We start from the raw sequence: 6,801 nt of genomic DNA on the forward strand, positions 1-6,801 counted from the left end.
CGAGTGGCGAACCCGTGGTGACGGGGCATCGGTGGCTCAGGCCTGCGCGAGCACCGCGTCGCCGTCCGCCTCCGGGTCCGAGTCCATCTCCGTTTCCGTCTCCGCCTCCGGCACGAAGCCCGGCAGCCATGCCTCCAACTCGTCGCGGAGGCGCACCGTCGCGTTCAGCTGGCAGAGCACCCCGATCGTGCTCAGCGTCACACGATGGATCAGCAGATAGGCGGGCGGCAGATTGAGCTGCTTGCCCAACTGGTGTGCGGGGGAACGGGGGTCGGCGATCCGCGCCGCCTGGTTCCGCATCCAGCTGCGGGTGAAGGTGAACGTGTCCGCCTCGGCCGGCTCGATGATCGGCAGCAGATACTCGAGCACCTCGTCCGGGTCGAGGTCGATCGACTCCTTGACGAACCCCTCCTCGCACAGCAGCCCGTAGACCGCCTCGGCCTCGCCCTTCAGGGTCATCCGCAGCGAATCACCGATGGTGGCCGGCAGCCCGCCCGGAAGCCGGTCGACCGTTCCGAAGTCCAGCACGCCCAGCCGCCACCCGCCGTCGCCGCGTTCGTCGGCCCCGTCGACCTCAACGTCGCCGTCGCCGTCGTCCGCCGGGAGCAGCCGGAAGTTCCCCGGGTGCGGATCCGCGTGCAGCAGTCCCGTGCGCGCCGGGCCGGAGAAGAGGAAGCGGGCCAGCAACTGCCCGGCTCGGTCCCGCTGCTCCTGCGTTCCGTCGCCGATCACCTCCGCGAGCGGTATCCCGTCGATCCACTCGGTCACCAGCACCTGGTCGCCCTGATGGACCACTTCCGGCACCACCACGTCCGGATCGCCCGCGAACTCCGCCGCGTGCTCCCGCTGAGCCTGGGCCTCCAGTCCGTAGTCCAGTTCCTCCGAGACCCGGTCGCGGAGCTCCGTGATCAGCGGTTTGATGTCCATCCCCGGGATCAGCGGGCCCAGCAGGCGCGCGAACCGGCTCAGCTGGGTCAGGTCCGAGAGCAGCGCCTCACCGGCCCCCGGGTACTGCACCTTCACGGCGACCTCGCGCCCGTCGTGCCAGACCGCCCGGTGCACCTGGCCGATCGACGCGGCCGCCGCGGGCTTGTCCTCGAACTCCAGGAAGAGCTCCCGCCAGTCCTGGCCCAGCCGCTCCGCCAGCACCTCGCGGACCGTGCTCGTCGGCATCGGGGGAGCGGCGTCCTGCAGCTTGGTCAGCGCGGCCCGGTAGGGCCCGGCGACCTCCTCGGGCAGCGCCGACTCGAAGACGGACATGGCCTGCCCGAACTTCATCGCACCGCCCTTCAGCTCACCGAGAACTTTGAAGAGCTGCTCCGCCGTGCGCTGCTGCAGCTCGCGGGCGACGATCTCCGCGGACTTGCCACCGATCCGCTTGCCCAGGCCCCAGGTGGCCCGGCCGGCGAAACTCAATGGCAGTGCGGCCAACTTGGCGGTGCGGGTGACCGCTTTCCGGGGAAGATCAGACATTGCGCCCCTCCAAAACCCAGACTGCCGTGCCGCGTGCGGCGGTTACCCGGCCATTGTGTCCTGCGGTGTCCCTGCCCCCGAGGCGCGCTCCCCCTCAGTCTGCCCGGCCGCACCGCAGGTACAGTCCCTGTGACCTGTGATCTGCTCCGACTGCCAGTCCAGCAGCGGCAGTGCCGCCTCCCACCGCGTCCCCGTGCTGGCCGGCAGATCGCCGTCCAGGAACGCCGTCGCATGTGCCGCCGCCAGCCCGGCGACCGCGGTGGCCAGACCCAGGTCGCAGGGCTCTGCCGGCTCGCCGCGGCTGCCCGAGCGCCACTGCGCCAGCAGGCGCGGCCACGCCGGATCCCGCTCCGCCCTGGCCAGCTCCATGCACCCCGCACACGCGGTGCCGCCCGGCAGGACGAGTGGCCCCACCACGCCGGTCGCCTCCACAACCCCCGCGTACAGATGGGGAGTCCCGGTCGCGATCCACTCCTGGGCGGCCGCCGCATCCGGTGCGTACGCCGCGAGACCGTCACGCGGAGCGACGACGACCAGGGAGAGCGGTGGCTCGTCGAGCGGCGGACCACCGGACGGACGCCGCACCGTCCGGGGCGCCTTGACCGGAGCAGCCCCGCGAACCAGCTGTCCCGCCGCCACGTGCCTGCGCTCGCCGATCGCCTCCGCGGGAAGCACACCGGGCGCCACGTCCCACGGCTGGACACGCCCACCGTCCAGCACCTCGACCTGCCCCACACCCGAGGCGGACAGCAGCGCCGCGAGCGCCGCCCCGACCCGGCCCGCACCCCGCACCTGGACCCGCATGGCACCCCGGGCGGCCAATCTGGCCATCCCGCCTCCCGGTTCCGGATGGACGACGGAGAGCGAGGCAAGGTCCGATCTCAGCCGGTCGACCGTGGCGCCCGCCCGCCGCCGCAACTCATCGGCCCCTGGTCCGCCGCCCGTCGCGTCGTCGACCAGACCCGCCTCCGTCAACCGGCCCAGCAGCGCGTCCACCTGGCCGGCGGGCAGCCCTATCGCCCTGGCCTCCTCGCGCAGCCGCGGCAGCCCGCGCGTCCCGTCGAAGAGCGAGAGCAGGCTCCCGGTCGCCGTGTCCACCGGACCGACCACCACCGCATGTGCCGGCGTCGCACCGAACTGCACGCACTGAAGATTCCGCCAGGCACGCCGAAGCGCCGGCTTGACCATCGGATGCATATCCGCACCGCCCCCGTACCGGTCCTGTCCGGACCCTGTTCCGTCACCGTTCCACCCGTCGGTCTTTCGGGCGGATCATTCCGGCCTCAGAATGCACGGACCGGGCAGCGGGTGCGGAAAGTTGTCCACAGGCATGGGGCATTAGTCGTTCAAATGGTGCACGAGTCAAGTGGATCAAGCGTGAAGCGACCCGGGGGCGGGACTTACCGCACTGGCAGCGGGTAACGTCGGGGCGTGTCCGCCGACCGACCGCACAGCGCCGAAAGCCAGCAGCGCAGCGCGACCCGACATCCGCCCCGCTCCTCCGCCACCAGCGCGGTCGAGGTCCGCAGAAGCGCCCGGCGCCGGAGAACGGTATCCGCGTACCGGGAGGGCGACCGGACCATCGTCCTCATCCCGGCCCGGATGTCCGAGGCGGAGGAGCAGCGCTGGGTGTCGGTCATGCTCGACAAGCTGGCCGCCCAGGAGAGCAAGCGGACCTTGGGGGACGCCGAACTGGCCGAGCGCGCCGAACGGTTGTCGGAGCAGTATTTCGGGGGGCGCGCCCGGCCCACGTCGGTGCGGTGGGTGACCAATCAGAACACCCGCTGGGGGTCGTGCACTCCGGCGGAGGGCAGCATCCGCCTCTCGCACCGGTTGCAGGGCATGCCCGAGTACGTCGTCGACTACGTGCTCGTCCACGAACTCGCCCACCTGCTCGTGCCGGGTCACGGGCCACGCTTCTGGCGTCTCCTCGAGGCGTATCCGCGGACGGAACGTGCCCGGGGCTACCTCGAAGGTGTGGTCGCGGCGGAGCGTCTCCCGCATCTGCCGGTCGCGCGCGGAGAGTGAGTTTCACCGATCCTGTACCGAAGCTGTCCCGACTTGGCTCATTGTCGTTCCCAGCAGTTAGCCTGACGCGACGTGTTCGTATTTCGTCGGGATGGGGGACGGTCGTTACGCATGGCCAGGGAATTCCAACGAGGCCACAAGGCCAAGATCAGTGATCTTACTCCGGGGACCGATCTGTACGTAGGCGTGCAGATCGCCGCGCCCGGACTGACCTTCGACATCAGCTGCTTCGGTCTCGACGCCAACGAGCAGCTCTCGGACGACCGGTATTTCATCTTCTTCAACCAGCCGAAGTCGCCCGAGGAGTCCATCCAACTGCTCGGCCCGCAGGCCGGTGACGCCGAGTCGTTCCGGGTCACGCTGGACCGTATCCCGGCGAACATCCACAAGCTGTCGTTCACGGCGACGGTCGACGGGGCCGGGCAGATGTCCCAGATCGGCCCCGGGTACATCAGGATCGTGGCGGGCGGTGAGGAGGTCGTGAGGTACGCCTTCACGGGCTCGGAGTTCTCCACCGAACGTGCCGTGATGTTGGGCGACTTCTACCTGAAGGACGTGTGGCGGTTCGCCGCCGTCGGCCAGGGTTTCGACGGCGGTCTCGATGCGCTGCTGAAGAACTTCGGCGGCGAGGTCGCGGAGGAGCAGCCCGCGGCGCAGCAGCCGCAACAGGCCGCCCCCGGGTTCGCCCCGCCGGCTTCGACCCCGGCTCCCTCGTTCGGTGCGCCCGCTGCGCCCCCGGCTCCTCAAGTACCACAGCCTGCCCCGGCGTTCGGCGCACCGGCTGCCCAGGCCCCGGCCCCCGCGCCGGTGAACCCGCAGATGCACGCCGCACCGACGATCGCCGCACCCATGGCCCCTCCCGCCGGCACGGTTCCGCCGCAGGCCCCGCCGTCCCCGTACGGACAGCCCCCGCAGCAGCCGCAGTTCGGGCAGGTCCCCGGGCAGGTCCCGGGCGCCCCTGCTCCGTTCGGCCAGCAGCCCGCCGCGTTCGGCCAGCCCGGAGTGCCCCAGGGCGTGCCCCAGACCGGGGCCGGACTCCAGGCGGCCCTCCAGCCGTACAAGGAGCAGCCGACCGGCCAGCGCTGGACCCCGCAGAACCAGCAGTTGGTGCGGGTCGACCTCGCCATGGGCGGCACGCCCGTGCTCGCCCGCCAGGGCAGCATGGTCATGTACCAGGGCAAGGTCGACTTCGGCTACAAGAGTGCCGGTTTCGCCGGCCGCGTCGTCGGCAACGCCACGGGCCAGGAGATGCAGCTCATGCGCTGTACGGGCCGCGGCCAGGTCTTCCTCGCCGAGAACGGTGCGCATCTGCACCCCATCGAGCTCCAGGGCGACGGAATCTGCGTCTCCGCGGAGAACGTCCTCGCGTTCGACGAGTCGCTCCAGTACGAGGTCCGCCGCATCGAAGGCCACGGCATCCCCGGCGGAGCCCTGTTCACGATGCAGTTCCAGGGCACCGGCACGGTCGTCGTGAAGACCCACGGCATCCCGGTCGTGCTCCCCGTCACGCCCACCACGTTCGCCGACTCCAACGCCATCGTGGCCTGGTCGTCCGCGTCCCAGGTGATCCTCTCCAGCCAGGTGCGGCTCCGCCGCAACGCTTACCCCGGCCACAGCGGAGAGACCGTGAACCTGCAGTTCCGGGGCGCTCCCGGCAACTTCATCGTCGTCCAGCCGTACGAGGTCTGAGGGAGCCCGGACAATGAACCAGCAGCTCGCGGGCTATGCCCCGACCCCCGTCACGGCCCGCATGGAGAACCACGGCAGCACGATGCTCAAGGTCGCCATGGCCACCGGTCAGGACCTGTACGCACGCACCGGCTCGATGGTCGCCTACGAGGGCTTCGTCCAGTACGAGCCTAATCCGCCCGCGGTCCGGCAGATCGCCTCCCAGTGGGTGAGCGGGGAGGGCGCCCCCATCATGAAGTGCTCCGGCGACGGACTGCTCTACCTCGCCGACTACGGCGCGGACGTCGTCGTCATCAACCTCAACAACGACTCCATCTCCGTCAACGGCACCAACGTGCTCGCCTTCGACGCCCATCTCCAGTGGGGCGTCGAGCGCGTCAAGGGCCTCGCCAAGTTCGCCGGGCAGGGCCTGTGGAACGTCGAGATCGCGGGCACCGGCTGGGTCGCGCTGACCTCCCGGGGCACCCCGATCGTCGTCGACTGCGGCCGCGGCGAGGACGAGACGTACGTCGACCCGGATGCCCTCGTCGCCTGGTCGCCGAACCTGAAGGTGAAGGGCAAGCGCAGCTTCAAGGCCTCGTCCCTCATCGGGCGGGGCAGCGGAGAGGCGTACCAGATGGCCTTCTCCGGCCAGGGCATCGTCGTCGTACAGCCGAGCGAGGACAGCACCGACCGCCTGCGGATCCGGGGCTGAGGGGGAGCGAGAACACACCATGCAGAGCCCGCTTTTCAGCTACACGGAACAGCAGTCCCAGGAGCGGTACGTCGTCCAGAACCCGCAGCTCCTGCGGGTCGCCCTCACCGGGCACGACGACGTACTGGCCCGCAAGGGCGCCATGGTCGCCTACCAGGGGCTGATCGACTTCGACGGTGAGTACCAGTCGAGCAACCAGCGGCGCGCCCGCGCCCGCACCGGCGAGGGCCTCGACCTGATGCGCTGCTCCGGCCAGGGCACGGTCTACCTGGCCAACCTCGCGCAGTACATCCACGTGGTGGATGTCGATCAGGAGGGCATGACCGTCGACAGCGCGTATGTGCTGGCGCTCGACTCCGGACTGCACACCGAAGTGATCGCGGTGGACAGCCAGTACGGCATCTCCGGCTCCGGCAAGTACCAGCTCAACATCTCGGGGCGGGGCAAGGTCGCCCTGATGACCTCGGGCCGGCCGCTGATGATGCAGGTCACCCCGGACAAGTACGTCAACGTGGACGCCGACGCGATCGTCGCCTGGTCGTCCTCGCTGCGCGTCCAGATGCAGTCCCAGACGCACTCCACGGGCGTCTGGCGCCGCCGGGGCAACACGGGGGAGGGCTGGGAGCTGAGCTTCCTCGGACAGGGCTTCGCCCTCGTCCAGCCCAGCGAGGTCCTCCCGCCGCAGAACGCCCAGATCGGCCAGGGCGCGCGCGCCCAGTTCGGCATGGGCCAGCACGGCTCCCACGGCCAGAACCAGAACAACGCCTGGAACTAGTGTCCTGCGCCAGTAGTTGATCGTTAGTTGTGGTGTGACTTCTGCTGCTAGTGCGTCAGTACCTCGTCGGGGCCCGAAGCTGGAGCCGTTGCTGCTGTCTGCTGATGAGCGGGCGGTGTTGGAGGGGTGGACGCGTCGGGCG

At 70.2% G+C, this 6,801-nt stretch carries 6 protein-coding genes; 4 read left to right on the top strand and 2 right to left on the bottom strand.

The genetic code is table 11. The features are described from left to right. Window positions 1-36 precede the first annotated feature (36 nt). Entirely contained in the window at window positions 37-1,473 is a 1,437-nt protein-coding gene (locus tag ACWCP0_RS17615) for an ABC1 kinase family protein (protein WP_451079699.1), read from the bottom strand. Between the two features lie 42 nt (window positions 1,474-1,515). Beyond that, window positions 1,516-2,670, bottom strand: coding sequence for a ThiF family adenylyltransferase (locus tag ACWCP0_RS17620; protein ID WP_451079700.1), 1,155 nt, complete (start codon window positions 2,668-2,670; stop codon window positions 1,516-1,518). Between the two features lie 234 nt (window positions 2,671-2,904). Here ACWCP0_RS17620 and ACWCP0_RS17625 point away from each other — a divergent pair, with 234 nt between their 5' ends. The 4 genes from ACWCP0_RS17625 to ACWCP0_RS17640 all read left to right on the top strand — a co-directional run bounded on the left by ACWCP0_RS17625 (window position 2,905) and on the right by ACWCP0_RS17640 (window position 6,659). Beyond that, window positions 2,905-3,501, top strand: a complete 597-nt coding sequence (locus ACWCP0_RS17625) for a M48 metallopeptidase family protein (protein WP_451079701.1) — start codon at window positions 2,905-2,907, stop codon at window positions 3,499-3,501. Between the two features lie 111 nt (window positions 3,502-3,612). After that, the gene (locus ACWCP0_RS17630; protein ID WP_451079702.1) at window positions 3,613-5,190 is read left to right on the top strand and encodes a TerD family protein; all 1,578 of its coding nucleotides are present in this window, start codon (window positions 3,613-3,615) and stop codon (window positions 5,188-5,190) included. 13 nt (window positions 5,191-5,203) lie between these two features. Beyond that, window positions 5,204-5,884: an AIM24 family protein gene (locus ACWCP0_RS17635; protein ID WP_451079703.1), complete on the top strand. Its 681-nt coding sequence runs from the start codon at window positions 5,204-5,206 to the stop codon at window positions 5,882-5,884. A gap of 19 nt (window positions 5,885-5,903) precedes the next feature. After that, complete coding sequence (locus ACWCP0_RS17640; RefSeq protein ID WP_451079704.1) at window positions 5,904-6,659, top strand: AIM24 family protein; 756 nt, start codon at window positions 5,904-5,906, stop codon at window positions 6,657-6,659. Window positions 6,660-6,801 lie beyond the last annotated feature (142 nt).

The sequence above is a fragment of the Streptomyces sp. NPDC001970 genome, from assembly GCF_053594115.1.